The organism is Nocardia sp. Marseille-Q1738 (assembly GCF_965283145.1).
The window spans coordinates 260,435-275,575 of sequence record NZ_CBDIMS010000008.1 but is presented as its reverse complement, the minus strand read 5'-3'; the positions used below and the strand labels follow the sequence as shown (position 1 = coordinate 275,575).

The following is a 15,141-nucleotide window of genomic DNA, read 5'->3' as shown; positions in this document are numbered from 1 at the left end:
CCACCGCAATGCGCGATGAGCGTGCATTGCGGCGCCGTGGCCCGTCGCAGCTCGATGCGAGCGGGCCGCGATCCCATTCAGTTCGAAACGTTACTGCTGTAGAACGGACAAGACATTGCCCGCGGGGTCGGTGAACCAGGCGATCAGCGGACCGCCACCGCGGTGGATGCCTTTCTCGTCCTGCTCGGCGAAGTCATAGCGTTCGAAACGCACATCGCGGCGGACGAGCTCGTCGACGGCCGCCTCGATGTCGGGCACCGGAAAGTTCAATATCGTGAATGTCGCGGGGGTGTGGTCTGATTTCGGGTATACCAGGACGGTGCCCCCGCCGCCGAGATGAAGGTTGAGCATCCCGTTTTCCTCGGAGACCCGTAGGCCCAATGTCTCGGCGTAGAACTTCTGGGCTGCCTCGATGTCGTCCACCGAGAACCCACTGAACGCGTTACTGTCGGCAAGCATCACTCTGTCCTCTCGGTCATCGCGGCCTTATGCTGCGGGCTCAGTTGAATGAGTTGAACGTAGTTTCCATCCGGATCGATCGCGGTCGCGAACAGACTGCCGTCGCGGTCTTCGAGTTGGGCCAGCCACCGGCCGCCCAGGTCATCGATCCTATCGACTACCGCGCGGGCGTCGTCCACGTCGACGTTCAGGATCACCCGACCGGGCTCGGGGTTCGTGTCCCCGACGTCGTCGCGGCTGTCGATCAGTATGTAGAAGCCGCCGAAGTCGAGGATGTCGTAGCCGGGCTCGCCGGGCGTGCGATCGACCTTCAGCGTGAATGCCGTCGCATACCAGTCACGCAGGCGCGTCGGGTTGGTGCTGGACAACAACAGACTGCCGATTGTGGATGTAGTCATACCGGTAAGACGACACGAAGGCGGCAAACTCATCGGTGGGGCACCGTGCCGATGCGCAGTCCATACGACTGGGGGGACATGTCGCGGGCAGGCGTGTGGCTGAGATGGTCGCCGAGGGCGGCACACGACGGAATTGGGGTGCAGCGGAATTCGTTAGAGTGGATCCGGTGACCCGAGAGTTTGTCGCATTGCCAGCCGATGCGGTACGGCGTCCTGACGAAGTTCGGCACTACCTTCTATCTCAGCGCTCTCGCCCGGCCACCGAGGACGACCACATCCTCTCCCTGAACGCAGCGCTCGAGGGGTGGAACAAGGCGGTTGCCGGCAAACGGCGGCCGGATTATCTGGTGCGATGGGCCATCGCCGGCGATACCGTCCAGGTGTGGATGCCGGAACATGTGGTCGCCGGATTACTCGAGATCGTCAAGGACGTGATCCGGCCGGGCGCGGCGCTGTATGACGCCGACAACGACCAGCTGACCTTCCTAGGGGAGCGCTACCTCGTCGAGGTCGACATCGGCGGCGTGCACAAACGTTCCTCCGTGGTCCTCGAAGAGCTGCACGACTGGGTACCTCGGCTGCACCAGCTGGCCTCGACGCCATTCCTGATCGTCGGCAGACGCGACGATCCCGCCAGGTTCGTCCAGACGTACCGTGGTTCCCCGCTCGACCCCGACTGCGAGACACCCACTTACACTCTGGAATTCGCCGATGGATCACCGGATCGGCTGTACACGACCGAAATAGCTGATCCCGCATGGGTCGCCGACCTCATCTGGGACTGGATCGAAGACCGGTGGGACCGCCTGGACCGGCTTTCCTGGCAGCGGTACGGCAGCCGTGGAATGGTGCCTGTGACGTCCTTGCGGGACGAGCTGGACCACGCGTGACTGCCGGGTGAGCCCGAACCTCCTGCGGACACACTCGACGAACGCTCTCTCCGAGGCGGATCGAGATCGGCCTGCGTTCCAGCGGAACCAAGCGAGTAGCTCTCAGCCCTGGCGGTGGAGCGCGGTAGCGATGATCTCCGAGCTATCGGCGTGCAGAGCCTGTGCCGCGGTCTGTCGTGTCGCTGTCAGGTAGGCGTCGACCAGCCTGTTGCCGACGGCGTATCCGGCGCCGGTGGGCAAGCCGACCGGGGCAGCGCCGAAGCGTTCCGCGGTGGCGTCGCCGTGCACCCAGGCCGTGAAGTTCTGCATGCCGGTCACGCCGAGTCCCGACACCACCTTGGCGAAGACCGCCTCGTCGCGCAGGTGTGGCACGCCGATTCGGGTGTAGCCGAGTTCGTCGCCGTAGAGCTGGCGGGCGAATGCGTCGGCCAGACCTTCCGAGACCACGTGCTCGCCGACCGTGACGGTCATCGGGTTCCACACCACCCCGCCCGGGCTGTAGCGCAGGTTGTGGTTGAGCTCGTGGACGGCGGTGGTCTCCAGCCGCTCCACGTTCTCGGGGTAAGGCCACAGCGTGATGACGATGTAGCCCGAGATTCCGCCGCTCCCGGTGACGCCGAGGCTGGGACCCATGAAGTGGGCGTCACCGGGATCGCCGAGCACGAACAGCACGGTGATGTCCGGGACCGCCAGTCCCGGCGTCGCCGCCGACTGGACGGCGAGCGCATCGTCCAGAGCGTGCTGCATTCGTTCCCATGCCCCGGCCGCCACCAGTGTTTCGAGTGCGTCGAGGCACCGGTCCTCGTCGCGGTCGAGGGGGAATCCGGCCGCTTGCCGGTGCATGTCGACCAGGTCGACATCCCCTGGGAAGTAGCGGTACATGCCGCTGACGGGCTCGAGCATCGAGTGCAGCATGGCAACGCGATCCGCAGCCGGAGCCCGCAGGATTCGCCGCATCGCCGAGTAGGTATCGAGAACGGTGATCGTCATGACCGCTGACACTAAACATTGACGCACGGTCGAGGTCAACCGAATAAATGGTCTACCGAACCGGCGGATCGACATCCTCTTCTCGGCGGAAGCCAGTGCGATCTCGGCGTTACCTCGTGCGCCATCGCATCTCTCGGCGCACGAGGTCGTCGAGCCGAACCGGCACGTCGATCACACCGTCGTGAAATTCGGTCCCGCAGAATCGATCGGGGGTTCGGCCTCAGTAGGCGATGAAGAGGATTTCGTCCCGGGTGTAGTCATGGCCGGGGTGGTTCGCGGCGAGGTGGGCTTTCGTCTTCTCGACGAGGTCGTCCTCGTCGGTGCCGGTGATGTATTCGCCGCAGGGGCAGCTGAGCTTGGTCTTCATGTCGCCTCTTCGAGTCGTCGGTTTCGTCAACGCCGCAAATCATCTTCCACTGGCGCTGAGGGCTCGACAATTCGGCCACCCGACCGACCTGCGCTCGGCCTCGGCCAGAGGCACTGAATGCCCTGTCGAACAGCGCATCCGCGGAGTGCGCAGGCCGCGTTGTGGCGCCAGGGGTAGTGACCTGTCCCGGGCGAGGAAGCGGCGGGTCAGCGGGTGCGGAATAGATCGCGGAGCCAGGGGGATCGGCGATGGTGGGGGCGGTTCCGGTCGGCCCAGAGGGGATTGGATTCGTCGCGGCGGTAGACCGCGAGCTGGCCCGCGATGGTGAAGTGCAGGCGGGTGGCTTTGCCGATCACCTCGCCATCGGTGGCCAGCGCCTCCGGAGTGGGTAGTTGCACATACAGTTCGGGGAGTTGGCGCTCGCCGTAGACCTTGCTGTGGCCGATCGCGGCCAGCAGGAGCGCCAGCACCGCACGGGTGCGCGACCAGCGCAGATCGGCGCGCAGCCAGCGTAGGTCGAGCAGGCCGGCGTCGAGCCGGTCACGGAAGGCGGGTACCGCACCGTGCGGGTGGTAGGGGCCGTTGCCGACGAACAGGAACCACACCCGCTGCCAGCGTCCGTCGAGGTAGATCTCGATCGGTTCGGCTCGGCGCAGGGTGACCACGAGCGCGGCGGCGAAGGCGGGCCATTTGCCCCAGCGCGGCTGCCATTTCTCCCGCAACTGCACCAGGTCCGGGTAGGTGCCCAGGCTTGCGGTGTTGATCAGATATCGAGTGCGCGAGCCGGTCTCGTCGTCGTATTCGACGCTGGCGATATCGACGGCGACCGCCTCGCCGACACCGGTGGCGTCGATCACCTCGCGCAGGTCGTAGACGCCGAGGTCGCGGGCGAAGTGGTTGAGCGTGCCGGTGGGTATGACAACCAGCGGCAATTGGTGGCGCAGCGCGACCGCGGCCACGGCCGCCACCGTTCCGTCGCCACCGGCGACGCCGACGGCAAGAACCGGCTCGACGTGCTCGGCGATGGCCTGTTCGAGTTGGTCGGCACAGTCGAGATCGCGTTCGGTGCGCAGCACGGTGGCGGCGGGCAGAGCCGCGATGACATCGGCGGTGGGATCGTAATTCGGCGCGCCGGACACCGGATTCACCATCACCACGAGCCCTTTGCCTTCCACGAGTGTGGGTACCTCGCGGGCCGGGCGGGCCTCTGCCTCGTCGGATTCGCGCACCGGCCACCAGCGCTGGGTGGCCAGGGCCACACCGGAACCGACGGCCGCCCCGACGAGCACATCGGAGCTCCAGTGCACGCCGGTGTGCACCCGGGAGTAGGCGACAGCGGCGGCCACCGGGGCGACCACCAGTGCGGTGCGCGGACTTTCCAGCGCGACAGCCGTGGCGAACGCCGCCGCGCAGGCAGCGTGTCCCGAGGGGAAGGACGAGGACGTCGGAGCAGGGGACAATCGCCGGTACATGGGCACAAGCTCGGCGGCCGGTCGACGCCGCGCGATGAGTGTCTTGAGCCCGGCGTTGACGGTGAGACTCGCGCCGGCGACAGAGACGACACCGCGCAGCGCCGCCCGCCGCGTCGCACCCTTACGGGTGGCCAGCACCGCCGCGAAGATCAGCCACAGCCCACTGAAATCGGCGCTGTTGGTCAGCCGCAGCAGACCGTGGTCGACCACCGAGGCAGGCAACTCGGCGACCGCGCCGCCGACCACCCGATCGAATCGCCCGACTCTATGGAACTTCCGGCGCACCCAGCTACTCACTCGCCCGAGATTACCGATCACCGCTCGACTGTTCGCAAACCAAGCGGCGCAGGCATTCGGCACCGACCACGCCGGGCGGCTCGCGCGTCGGGCTGTGCAGAGCACAGTGATGTCGCGGGACCTGCTCCGATCACGGCGCTGGCGGTCCGTCGAAAATCCTTGTAGCTCAGGTTGTTCGGCGGCTCACCGTTTCCAGATTTCCGGCGAGTGGCGCGCTGTCGAATACTTGGTCAACTGATTGACGTACCCCGGTCGGGGGTTTCTAATGATGGATGGCGCAATTCGTGCGTCGATCGACCGACGGAACGAGGTGAGCGGCAGATGCCGGATGACAGTATCGACCTCTACCGCCGATCCGTCCTCGCGGAACTGGTTGTGCCGGTGCGTCGTTGATCTGTGCGTGCGATCGGTGACCGGGCGGTTCCGGCCTGATCGTCCGGCGCGGTACGGAATTCCACGGTCGTCCTTCGTGGACGTGGGGCGGCGAGCCCTGCCCTGGTTGTCCGTGCGGCGCGACCGGCGGTGCTCGGCGCGGCCGGTCTATGCGCGCCCATCCCTTGGGGAGGGGGTGCGCTCACCCCGAACGATAGTAGGTATTGGAGCCCTCGCTATGGCCACATTGCTCGAGAAAGCCGAAACGTTATATCGCGCACCGGATCGGGCGCTCCGGTCGCTCCACTGGCCGTGTCCGCAGGGGCTGATCGGCTTCTCGTCGGGCTCGACTTTCTCGGGGTAGCGGCCGATGACCACTTTTCTCGACGCCGTGACCGCTGACCACTTCGATACCGAAGTGCTCCAGCAGCATTGGATTCCCCTCGCGAACGACGACACCGACACCGCTGCCGTGCTCCGGGAACGGCTCGGCGTCGACTTCGCCGCCGCCCGCGACCGGGTCTGGGAGACCGACGACTTTCTCTATTTCCCGGTGGTCGCCAACTATCAGCGCGGGGAGACCATCGAGCGCGAGACGATCGTCTTCGCGCTCGGTAGTGAGTTCCTCGTGACACTGCAACCGTCCGAGCATTTCCTCCCGTTCGACAAGGCGGTCGCGAAGATGCGCCACAACCCGGCGCTCACCGGCTCCGCGCAGGGGGTGATGTACGCGCTGCTCTGGGCGCTGAACGAGACGTCGGAGCGGGTGATCCGCACCACGAGCGAAACCTTGGCCCAGGTGCGCGACGAGATCGAGACGGCGACGGGCGGCCACGACGAGCGCGGCCGCGCGATCGACCTGCGCGGCGCGATGTCGCGGACGGACGCGGCCGAACAGATCGTCTCCCGTATCCAGGAGACCCAGCTGCAATTGGCCCGCGCCGCACGCCACCTGGCCGCCGACACCCCGCCCGGGCATCGCGAGCTGGACGGGCTGATCAGCATCCTCCTCGCGGACATCGACGGGGTGAAACAGCACGCGGGCATCCAGCACGACAAAGTCCGCTATCTCCAGCACTCCGTGCTGACGTGGTCGGCGGTGCGGCAGAACCGGATCGTCACGGTTCTCACCACCATCGTCGCGATCTTCCTGCCGCCCACGCTGATCGCCACCCTCTGCACGTGGATGCCCGAAGTGCAGTGGCAGTACGGGTTCCTGGCCGCCACCCCGATGACTCTGCTGGCCGCGGTGTTCCCGCTGGCCTACATCAAGAAGAAAGGTTGGCTGCGCTGAGTCGTAGCGGCACCGGTATCCGGCAATCATTACCTCGCGCGTAATCGACGCCGCGACCGGCGCACGGCATGGTAGGAGTCAGCCGATCGGAGAGAGTCCGGATCGGATGACGAAAACCATTACGACGCAGGAGGATTCATCATGTCGCGCTACCAGGAAGCGGTCGATCGGTACTTCGCCGCGTGGAATGCCACCGACGAGGAAGTCAGGATGAAGGCGGTCGCCGCCGCCTGGACCGAGGACGGCACGTACACCGACCCGCTCGCGGACGTCGGCGGGCACGACCAGCTGGCGGCGGCCATCGGGGGAGTGCAAGCGCAGTTCCCGGGCTTCGAGTTCCGGCTCCTCGGTCCGGTCGACGGCCACCACGACATCGCACGTTTCTCGTGGGAACTGGTCTCGCTCGCCGACGGCAGCGCACCGGTCGCGGGCTCGGACGTGATCACCCTCGCCGCGGACGACAGGATCACGAGCGTGCACGGGTTCCTCGATCGGCTGCCGTCGGCGTAACGCGGTGGGCCTGGGCGGGGCCCGGTCCGTCGCATCCGGCCCCGGACGGGCGCGCGAGCATTGAAGCCGACATACCCCGCGAGCGCCTACACCGCCGCTCGAATCCAGCGTGTGGACATCAGCGCGGCCCGACCGCGCGTGGTGCTGACACCGGTGCGCCTGACCGCGGGTTGTCGACACCGAGTGCGGGCCCGACTCCGCACATGGCTTGGACAGCGAGCCGCGCGGCTCTCACCGCCGAAGCAGGAGGTGTCATTGAACTCGACCACCGGCTCGAGTCATTTCAAGGGATCGACCGGGCGACGATTTTCGGATCGCGGTGGGTGGCGTCCCTCGGAAGGGCGAAGCGGCGGACGGGGGGATGGCCGTCCGCGAAGCACGAATCCCCGGACGCATTGGCGACACGCCCGGTCCACCGCAGTCCGGTTGCGCCTGTGGCGAACACGGTGCGTCGCGGGCGTCCCGGAGGCATGCTGGACACAGTGGTGCAATTCCGGCAAACAGGGTGGTGGTCGGCGTGGACAACGCCGCGATGGATGCCTACTCCCGCACGGTGATCGCGGTGGCGGCGTCGGTGACGCCGCACGTGGCCAGCGTACGGACCAGGCGGGGGAGTGGATCGGCGGTGGTGTTCACCGACGACGGGTTCCTGCTGACCAATGCGCACGTCATCGGATCGGTCCGCTCGGGTGAGGTCGTCTTCGCCGACGGGGTGGAGTCCCGGTTCGAGGTGAGCGGTATCGATCCGCTGTCGGATCTGGCCGTGTTGCGCGCACGCGGCGGCGCGCCGGATGCGGTGACGCTCGGGGACGCCGATCACTTGGTGGTCGGCCAGCTGGTGGTGGCGGTCGGCAGTCCGCTCGGCCTGGCCGGTTCGGTCACCGCCGGGGTGGTGAGCGCGCTCGGCCGCGCGGTTCCGGTCGCCTCCCGCCGCGCCGGACGGGTGATCGAGGACGTCATCCAGACCGACGCCGCGCTCAACCCCGGCAACTCCGGTGGCGCGCTGTCGGATTCGGCGGGCCGGGTAGTCGGGATCAACACCGCGGTGGCCGGAATCGGCCTCGGTCTCGCCATTCCGATCAATGCGACGACGCGCCGGATCATCGGCACACTGCATCGCGAGGGACGGGTCCGGCGCGCCTACCTCGGGCTGGTCGGCGTGCCTGCGCCGCTGCCCGAGCCGGTCGCCGAACGCACCGGCCAGGCCGCCGGGGTGCGCATCGTCGAGGTGATCCGCGGCGGTCCCGCCGACCAGGCCGGACTGCGCCGCGGCGACCTCGTACTCAGCGTCGCGCGCTCGCAAGTGCATGACGCGCAAGGCATCCAGCGCCAGCTGTTCGCGGAGGCGATCGGCGCACAGCTGCCGGTGACGGTCCTGCGCAACGGCGCCATGGTGGACGTGATCGCGGTCCCGGTGGAACTTACCGCGGACTGAGCGCCGCAGAGGACACACAGTCGGACGGAGTCCGTCCATAGCCCGCGCCGGGCCGAGTGATGGCTCGAGGTGGCCGCTCATGTGCCGGGCTGAGTGAAGGTTCGAGGTGGTCGTTTATGCGGCGGGCCGGGTGAGGGTTCGAGGTGGTCGTTTATGCGGCGGGCCGGGTGAGGGTTCGAGGTGGCCGTTTATGTGCCGGGCCGGGTGAGGGTTCGAGGTGGCCGTTTATGTGCCGGGCCGGGTGAGGGTTCGAGGTGGCCGTTTATGCGGCGGGCCGGGCGAAGGCTCGAGGTGGCCGCTTATGCGCCGTGCCGAGCGAAGGCGAGGCAGCCGCCTAGGAAGAGACCGGCACGGGCTCGGTGGACGCTACCGGCGCGGTCTTCCATCGTGCGTCGACGAGCAGCCCGGCGAGGCCGATCGCGAGACAGGCACCGGACAGCGCCAGCATCGCCGGATGCGTAGTCCCGGTGAGCGCGTCGCCGAGGATGACCGTGCCGATCGTGCCGGGCAGCACGCCCAGCAGCGTGGCGATCAGATACGGCCAGAACCGGATCGAGGACAACCCGCAGCAGTAGTTGATCACCGAGAACGGCACCGCCGCGATGAGCCGCAGCGAGCCGACGGCCAGCCAGCCCCGGCGCGCCAGCCGGTCATCGATGGCGCGCACCGCGGGATGGGTGAGCCGGGCGGCGACTTGATCGCGGTCCAGCGCGCGCACGAGCAGGATCGCCAGCGCCGCACTGACGGTCGTCGCGCTCACCGCGAGCGTGATACCCAGCAGCGGACCGAACAGCAGCCCCGCGCTCACGGTGAACACGGTGCGGGGGATCGGCGCCACCGTCACCAGCGCGTGGACCAGGAAGAACAGTAGGGGGAATGCCGGGCCGACTGAGGCCGCCCACTCTTGGATCTGGCGTGGACTCGGCAGCGGAACCAGCAGCGCCGCGCCGAACAACGCGGCCGCGCCGAGGATCAGCGCGACGATACGCGGGTCACGGATCAGCCTCGTCACGACTCCACCTCGCCGGCGCTCGGCTGCGCCGTGCCGGTTCGCGCGGTGTTCGATGGTTCCCTCCCTGCGCTCGGTCACCGGCGACAGGTTACCGGTTGGTAGTGGCGGGCAGGGTCAACCGGTCGGGATTCGCCCGCTAGCATCAGAGGAAACGGGACGAATACTCGTTAACCGAAGTAGTCGCTGAGCTGGGCGAATATGAGGGTATCGGGTGCACACTGCCGGTGCGCTCGTGTCGAGGAAGAGGTACAGCAAGCTATGCCGATTGCTTCAGATTCTGGGGCGGATCCGGTGCCCGAGTTCGCCGCGTGGCGCAAGGGTGTCGCCGGGGTGCTGGCGAAGGCTCGCCGGGTCGATGTCACCGAGCTTCCCGAGGAGCCCGAGCGGCTGCTCGACGAGACCACCTACGACGGACTGACCATCGCCCCGCTCTACACCCGGCGCGACGAGTTGCCCGAGCAACCGCTGCCGGGAAAGTTCCCATTCGTCCGCGGGCGCGACGCCACCCGGGACGTGCACCGGGGATGGTTCGTCAGCGCGCAGGTCGGTGAACGTGATGCCGCGGCGGCCAACCGGGAGATCCTGGCCGGGCTGGAGAACGGGATAAGCGCGATCTGGCTCGGGGCCGGCGAACGCGGCGTGCCGGTGGCCGACCTGCCGACGGCGTTGGCCGGACTGCTGTTCGAGCTGGCTCCGCTCACCCTGAACGCGGGCGGCGCCGTCGCCGACGCGGCGGAGCAGGTGTTCGCCGTACTCGACGGCTATGCGGCGCCCGCGCGCGAGGACATCCGGGTCGCGCTCGGCGCCGCGCCGCTGACCAGCCGCTTCGCCGGTCTCGCCGACACCGGTCTGGCGGAGGCCGTCGCACTTGCCGGGCGTGCGGCGGGGCGGTCGGAGACGGTGCGCGCGATCACCGTGGACGGCACCGTCTTCCACGACGCGGGAGCCTCGGACGCCCAGGAACTGGGCGCGGCCGTGGCGGCCGGACTGGCCTACCTCCGGGCGCTCACCGAGGGCCTGGATCTCGCCGACGCGCTCGGTCAGCTGGAATTCCGTTTCGCGGCCACCGACGACCAGTTCGCCACCATCGCGAAGTTCCGCGCCGCCAGGCAACTCTGGGCGCGGGTCGCGCAGGTGTGCGGAGCACCGGATTTCGGCGGCGCACCCCAGCACGCGGTCACCTCGGCCGCCATGATGAGCCGGCGTGATCCCTGGGTGAACCTGCTGCGCACCACGCTCGCCGCGTTCGGGGCGGGCGTCGGCGGCGCCGACACCGTCACCGTGCTGCCGTTCGACTCCGCGCTGCCGCCCGGCGAACTCGGCGTCTCGAAGTCGTTCGCCGACCGCATGGCGCGCAACACCCAGCTGCTGCTGCTCGAGGAATCGCATCTGGGCCACGTGCTCGACCCCGGCGCGGGCTCCTGGTACGTCGAGGACCTCACCGCCGCGCTGGCGGCGAAGGCGTGGGAGTTCCTGCAGGAGATCGAGGCGGCCGGTGGCTACCCGGCCGCGCTGGAGTCCGGTCTGCTCGCCGAGCGGATCGCCGCGACGAAGACCGCCCGCGACACCGATGTCGCGCACCGCAAAACCGCCGTCACCGGCGTGAACGAATTCCCGAACCTGGCCGAGCGGCCGCTGTCCGAGGCGGCGCGGCAGCCGGGCCGGGTCGCCGGCTACGGCGCCGCGTTCGAGCAGTTGCGCGACCGGTCCGACGCCTACCTGGCCGAGCACGGCACGCGGCCGAAAGCGCTGCTGGTGCCGCTCGGTTCGGTCGCCGAGCACAACGTCCGGGTCACCTTCGTCGCGAACCTCCTGGCTTCCGGCGGAATCGAGTCGATCAATCCCGGCCCGCTCGAGGTGAGCGGAATCGCCGCGGCGGCAATCGCATCCGGTGCGCCGATCGCGGTGCTGTGCGGCTCGGATGCGCGGTACGGGTCCGAGGCCGGTGCGGCGGTGGAGCAGTTGCGCGCCGCGGGTGTGCCCACCGTGCTGCTGGCCGGTGCGGCGAAGGCCGTCGCCGACCTGGACGACGCGCGGCGCCCGGACGGATTCCTCGCCGCGCGCATCGACGCGGTCGCCGCGCTGTCCGGCCTGCTGGAGAAGGTGGGAGCCTGATGACTACTCGTGAGATCAAGCACGTGATCGGCAGTTTCGCCGAGGTGCCGCTGACCGAGCGCGCGCCGGAGCCGGCCGCGGTCGACGCGGCGCAGGTGGCGGCCTACGTACGGGCTGCCGCGGCGGCCAATCGGTACGCACCCGAGCAGCTGGTGTGGTCGACGCCCGAAGGCATAGACGTGCCGCCGGTGTTCACCAAGGCCGATCGGGATGCCGTTGCGGCCGAAGGGTATCCGCTCGACAGCGTGCCCGGTGTCGCGCCGTTCCTGCGCGGGCCGTACCCCACGATGTACGTCAACCAGCCGTGGACCATCCGCCAGTACGCGGGCTTCTCCACCGCCGCGGACTCCAACGCCTTCTACCGGCGCAACCTGCAGGCGGGCCAGAAGGGCCTTTCGGTGGCGTTCGACTTGGCGACGCATCGTGGCTACGACTCCGACCACCCGCGTGTGCAGGGTGACGTCGGTATGGCGGGCGTGGCCATCGACTCGATCCTGGACATGCGCCAGCTGTTCGACCATATCCCGCTGGACCAGGTCAGCGTCTCGATGACGATGAACGGCGCGGTGCTGCCGATCCTGGCCCTGTACGTCGTCGCCGCCGAGGAACAGGGCGTCGCGCCCCAGCAGCTGGCCGGAACCATTCAGAACGACATTCTGAAAGAGTTCATGGTCCGCAACACCTACATCTATCCGCCGAAGCCCTCGATGCGGATCATCTCCGACATCTTCGCCTACACCAGCGCGAAGATGCCGAAGTTCAACTCGATCTCCATCTCCGGCTACCATATCCAGGAGGCGGGCGCGACCGCCGACCTGGAGCTGGCCTACACCTTGGCCGACGGCGTGGAGTACATCCGCGCCGGCATCGACGCGGGCATGGAGGTCGACGAGTTCGCGCCGCGGCTGTCGTTCTTCTGGGCCATCGGCATGAACTTCTTCATGGAGGTCGCGAAGCTGCGCGCCGGGCGCCTGCTGTGGAGCGAGCTGGTCGCGAAGTTCAACCCGAAGAGCGCGAAATCGCTGTCGCTGCGCACCCATTCGCAGACCTCCGGCTGGTCGCTCACCGCTCAGGACGCCTACAACAACGTCGCGCGCACCTGCATCGAGGCGATGGCCGCCACCCAGGGCCACACCCAGTCGCTGCACACCAACGCACTCGACGAGGCGCTGGCGCTGCCGACGGACTTCTCCGCCCGCATCGCCCGCAACACGCAGCTGCTCATCCAGCAGGAGTCGGGCACCACCCGCCCGATCGACCCGTGGGGCGGTTCGTACTACGTCGAGTGGCTCACCCACCAGCTGGCCAACCGGGCGCGGGCGCACATCGCCGAAGTCGAGGCGCACGGCGGCATGGCGCAGGCGATCGGCGAGGGCATCCCGAAACTGCGCATCGAGGAGGCCGCCGCGCGCACCCAGGCGCGCATCGACACCGGCCAGCAGCCGGTGATCGGCGTCAACAAGTACCAGGTCGAAGAGGACCACGAGGTCGAGGTCCTCAAGGTCGACAACTCCCGGGTGCGTGCCGAGCAGATCGAGAAGCTGCAACGGCTGCGCGCCGAGCGGGACCCCGACGCGGTGCGGCGGGCGCTGGCCGAATTGACCCGAGCCGCGGCTTCTTCGGAGGGCGGCATGGCGAACAACCTGCTCGCGCTGGCCATCGACGCGGCACGGGCCAAAGCCACCGTCGGCGAGATCTCCGACGCGCTCGAGCAGGTGTACGGCCGCCATCAGGCCGAGATCCGTACCCTCTCCGGTGTGTACCGCGACGAGGCAGGAAAGGTCACCAACATCACCAAGGCGAGCGAGCTGGTCGAGGAATTCGCCGAGGCGGAGGGCCGCCGCCCGCGCATCCTCGTCGCGAAGATGGGCCAGGACGGCCACGACCGGGGACAGAAGGTGATCGCCACGGCTTTCGCCGACCTCGGCTTCGACGTCGACGTGGGCCCGCTGTTCCAGACCCCGGACGAGGTGGCGCAGCAGGCGGCCGACAACGACGTGCACGTCGTCGGGGTGTCGTCGCTGGCGGCGGGCCACCTCACGCTGGTGCCCGCCCTGCGGCAGGCACTGGCCGATGTCGGGCGCCCCGACATCATGGTCATCGTCGGCGGCGTCATCCCGCCCGGTGACTTCGACGAGCTCTACCAGGCCGGAGCCGCGGCGATCTTCCCGCCCGGCACCGTGATCGCCGACGCGGCGATCGACCTGCTGAAGAAGCTCGGCGCCGAACTCGGTCACGAACTCGGTAGCAGCGCCGCGGATTCCGCCGCCACGGAATGAACGAAGCGGGTTCAGCAGCGCGGCACACCGCGAAGGCGGCCGCGGGCCGGACGATCGATGTCGACGCGCTCGCCGCGGCGGTCCGTGCCAATGAGCGGGCCGCCCTGGCGCGGGCGATCACGTTGGTGGAGTCCACCAGGGCCGATCACCGAGCGCTTGCGCAACAACTGCTGCTGAAGGTGACGCCCGAGGCGGGTGAATCCGGGAGCCCGCCGGTCTCGAACCGAGTCGGCATCACCGGCGTTCCCGGCGTGGGCAAATCCACCTTCATCGACGCGCTCGGCATGTACCTGATCGGTAAGGGGCACCGGGTCGCCGTGCTCGCCGTGGATCCGTCCTCGACCAGGACCGGCGGCTCCATTCTCGGCGACAAGACCCGGATGGCGCGGCTGTCGGTGGAACGCAACGCCTACATCCGTCCCTCGCCCACCGCGGGCACGCTCGGCGGCGTCGCCAAGGCGACCCGCGAGACCATCGTGCTGCTCGAGGCCGCAGGGTACGACGTGATCCTGGTCGAGACCGTCGGCGTCGGCCAGTCCGAGGTCACCGTCGCGAACATGGTCGACGTGTTCTGCTTCCTCACCCTGGCCAGAACCGGTGACCAGCTGCAGGGCATCAAGAAGGGCGTGCTCGAACTCGCGGACGTGGTGGCGGTGAACAAGGCCGACGGCAAACACGAGGTCGAGGCCAAAGCCGCCGCCAGGGAACTCGCGGGGGCGCTGCGCCTGATCCACCCGCACGACGCGCTGTGGCGTCCGCCGGTGCTGACCATGAGCGGGTTGCAAGGGATCGGCTTGGACCGGTTCTGGGACACGGTGCTCGAGCATCGCCGCGTGCTCACCGAAGCCGGGGAGTTCGACGAGAAGCGCCGCCGCCAACAGGTCGATTGGACCTGGACCATGGTGCACGATCAACTACTGCGCAGGCTCGCGGACAATCCGGACGTGAAAGCCATTCGGGCGCAGGTGGAAAAGCAAGTCCGCGACGGGACTCTGACCGCGGCTCTCGCCGCCGAGGAACTACTGCGAGCCTTCGACGGCCGCTGATCGCGCGGTCGCGCCGGACGCGGATGCCGTGCTGGGACTGCGCGGAGTGGACGGCGCACCCGAGCCCGTGGCATGCTGCCACGGTACGAATCAATCAGATCGTCAGCGCCAGGTAGGTCGGTGGAGCGCGTTGGCGTGCCGGAGGACTTCGCGATCGCGCTCCTCGACGAGGCGGAACGGCCCGCCCACCGGCGCACCCGGTTCA

At 68.4% G+C, this 15,141-nt stretch carries 13 protein-coding genes; 7 read left to right on the top strand and 6 right to left on the bottom strand.

Annotated elements, in window-relative coordinates; all coding sequences use genetic code 11:
• Nucleotides 1–90: 90 nt before the first annotated feature.
• Together ACWPXK_RS26310 and ACWPXK_RS26305 are read right to left on the bottom strand one after the other, a co-directional pair.
• Nucleotides 91–459: a VOC family protein gene (locus ACWPXK_RS26310; protein WP_454198840.1), complete on the bottom strand. Its 369-nt coding sequence runs from the start codon at nucleotides 457–459 to the stop codon at nucleotides 91–93.
• The gene (locus tag ACWPXK_RS26305; protein WP_454198911.1) at nucleotides 459–857 is read right to left on the bottom strand and encodes a VOC family protein; all 399 of its coding nucleotides are present in this window, start codon (nucleotides 855–857) and stop codon (nucleotides 459–461) included. The genes ACWPXK_RS26310 and ACWPXK_RS26305 overlap by 1 nt, the downstream gene beginning before the upstream one ends.
• 167 nt (nucleotides 858–1,024) lie before the next feature.
• Between ACWPXK_RS26305 and ACWPXK_RS26300 the strand changes: the two genes are divergently transcribed.
• Complete coding sequence (locus ACWPXK_RS26300) at nucleotides 1,025–1,747, top strand: hypothetical protein (protein WP_454198839.1); 723 nt, start codon at nucleotides 1,025–1,027, stop codon at nucleotides 1,745–1,747.
• A gap of 102 nt (nucleotides 1,748–1,849) precedes the next feature.
• On the opposite strand, the gene ACWPXK_RS26295 is transcribed toward ACWPXK_RS26300, so the two are convergent.
• The 3 genes from ACWPXK_RS26295 to ACWPXK_RS26285 form a co-directional block, all read right to left on the bottom strand.
• On the bottom strand, nucleotides 1,850–2,737 hold the full coding sequence (locus ACWPXK_RS26295) for a DUF2268 domain-containing protein (RefSeq protein WP_454198838.1): 888 nt from the start codon (nucleotides 2,735–2,737) through the stop codon (nucleotides 1,850–1,852).
• A 220-nt stretch (nucleotides 2,738–2,957) separates the two neighbouring features.
• Nucleotides 2,958–3,104: a DUF1059 domain-containing protein gene (locus tag ACWPXK_RS26290; protein ID WP_364323510.1), complete on the bottom strand. Its 147-nt coding sequence runs from the start codon at nucleotides 3,102–3,104 to the stop codon at nucleotides 2,958–2,960.
• Between the two features lie 206 nt (nucleotides 3,105–3,310).
• A complete protein-coding gene (locus ACWPXK_RS26285; RefSeq protein ID WP_454198837.1) occupies nucleotides 3,311–4,873 on the bottom strand; it encodes a phosphatase PAP2 family protein in 1,563 nt (520 codons plus the stop codon).
• A 742-nt stretch (nucleotides 4,874–5,615) separates the two neighbouring features.
• On the opposite strand from ACWPXK_RS26285, the gene ACWPXK_RS26280 reads away from it, so the two are divergent.
• The 3 genes from ACWPXK_RS26280 (at nucleotide 5,616) to ACWPXK_RS26270 (ending at nucleotide 8,484) form a co-directional block, all read left to right on the top strand.
• Nucleotides 5,616–6,539, top strand: coding sequence for a magnesium transporter CorA family protein (locus ACWPXK_RS26280; RefSeq protein WP_454198836.1), 924 nt, complete (start codon nucleotides 5,616–5,618; stop codon nucleotides 6,537–6,539).
• A gap of 141 nt (nucleotides 6,540–6,680) precedes the next feature.
• Entirely contained in the window at nucleotides 6,681–7,049 is a 369-nt protein-coding gene (locus tag ACWPXK_RS26275) for a nuclear transport factor 2 family protein (RefSeq protein WP_454198835.1), read from the top strand.
• Nucleotides 7,050–7,581: 532 nt separating this feature from the next.
• Nucleotides 7,582–8,484 (top strand): S1C family serine protease, encoded by a 903-nt coding sequence (locus ACWPXK_RS26270; RefSeq protein WP_454198910.1) that lies wholly within the window; start codon nucleotides 7,582–7,584, stop codon nucleotides 8,482–8,484.
• 334 nt (nucleotides 8,485–8,818) lie between these two features.
• Here the strand turns inward: ACWPXK_RS26270 and ACWPXK_RS26265 are convergent, their stop codons facing one another.
• Entirely contained in the window at nucleotides 8,819–9,496 is a 678-nt protein-coding gene (locus ACWPXK_RS26265) for a TVP38/TMEM64 family protein (protein ID WP_454198834.1), read from the bottom strand.
• Nucleotides 9,497–9,754: 258 nt separating this feature from the next.
• Here ACWPXK_RS26265 and ACWPXK_RS26260 point away from each other — a divergent pair, with 258 nt between their 5' ends.
• Genes ACWPXK_RS26260 through meaB form a run of 3 tightly spaced genes read left to right on the top strand, consistent with a single transcriptional unit; the run spans nucleotide 9,755 to nucleotide 14,936 of the window.
• The gene (locus tag ACWPXK_RS26260) at nucleotides 9,755–11,611 is read left to right on the top strand and encodes a methylmalonyl-CoA mutase family protein (RefSeq protein WP_454198833.1); all 1,857 of its coding nucleotides are present in this window, start codon (nucleotides 9,755–9,757) and stop codon (nucleotides 11,609–11,611) included.
• The gene (gene scpA, locus ACWPXK_RS26255) at nucleotides 11,611–13,890 is read left to right on the top strand and encodes a methylmalonyl-CoA mutase (protein ID WP_454198832.1); all 2,280 of its coding nucleotides are present in this window, start codon (nucleotides 11,611–11,613) and stop codon (nucleotides 13,888–13,890) included. Before ACWPXK_RS26260 ends, scpA begins: the two co-directional genes overlap by 1 nt.
• Nucleotides 13,887–14,936 (top strand): methylmalonyl Co-A mutase-associated GTPase MeaB, encoded by a 1,050-nt coding sequence (gene meaB / locus ACWPXK_RS26250; protein WP_454198831.1) that lies wholly within the window; start codon nucleotides 13,887–13,889, stop codon nucleotides 14,934–14,936. The genes scpA and meaB overlap by 4 nt, the downstream gene beginning before the upstream one ends.
• The last annotated feature ends 205 nt before the right edge of the window (nucleotides 14,937–15,141 follow it).

Bases quoted from the DNA above. Each gene is read 5' to 3' on its own strand.
- ACWPXK_RS26310 (WP_454198840.1), bottom strand. From the start codon at position 459: ATGCTTGCCGACAGTAACGCGTTCAGTGGGTTCTCGGTGGACGACATC.
- ACWPXK_RS26305 (WP_454198911.1), bottom strand. From the start codon at position 857: ATGACTACATCCACAATCGGCAGTCTGTTGTTGTCCAGCACCAACCCG.
- ACWPXK_RS26295 (WP_454198838.1), bottom strand. From the start codon at position 2,737: ATGACGATCACCGTTCTCGATACCTACTCGGCGATGCGGCGAATCCTG.
- ACWPXK_RS26290 (WP_364323510.1), bottom strand. From the start codon at position 3,104: ATGAAGACCAAGCTCAGCTGCCCCTGCGGCGAATACATCACCGGCACC.
- ACWPXK_RS26280 (WP_454198836.1), top strand. From the start codon at position 5,616: ATGACCACTTTTCTCGACGCCGTGACCGCTGACCACTTCGATACCGAA.
- ACWPXK_RS26275 (WP_454198835.1), top strand. From the start codon at position 6,681: ATGTCGCGCTACCAGGAAGCGGTCGATCGGTACTTCGCCGCGTGGAAT.
- ACWPXK_RS26270 (WP_454198910.1), top strand. From the start codon at position 7,582: ATGGATGCCTACTCCCGCACGGTGATCGCGGTGGCGGCGTCGGTGACG.
- ACWPXK_RS26260 (WP_454198833.1), top strand. From the start codon at position 9,755: ATGCCGATTGCTTCAGATTCTGGGGCGGATCCGGTGCCCGAGTTCGCC.
- scpA (WP_454198832.1), top strand. From the start codon at position 11,611: ATGACTACTCGTGAGATCAAGCACGTGATCGGCAGTTTCGCCGAGGTG.
- meaB (WP_454198831.1), top strand. From the start codon at position 13,887: ATGAACGAAGCGGGTTCAGCAGCGCGGCACACCGCGAAGGCGGCCGCG.